Below are 209 nucleotides of genomic sequence, written 5' to 3' on the forward strand. Positions count from 1 at the left end.
ATCGAGCAACTGTACAACGTGCAATAACATAACCTTCACGTTTCAATTGTTGCCAGGCCTTACGCACACCATATCGACCTGAACTTTCTTTCCAAATTCGTTTAATTTGTTCAGCATGATGTAAATCATGCAGAGCACGTTTCGCTCGATGTTCCCTTGCAAAGCGATGCTTTTCATCAGCGAGATCTAAAGTTCGGTAATAGGTTGAA

Annotated in this window: 1 protein-coding gene; it reads right to left on the bottom strand. The window is 41.6% G+C overall.

All coding sequences use genetic code 11. The features are described 5' to 3' along the window. A partial coding sequence (locus tag B3J29_RS09265; protein ID WP_286965103.1) for an IS3 family transposase occupies window positions 1-209 on the bottom strand: 209 nt, incomplete at both ends.

It is taken from the genome of Acinetobacter sp. UBA5984, from assembly GCF_002429925.1.
GTDB classification, from domain to species: Bacteria; Pseudomonadota; Gammaproteobacteria; order Pseudomonadales; family Moraxellaceae; genus Acinetobacter; species Acinetobacter variabilis.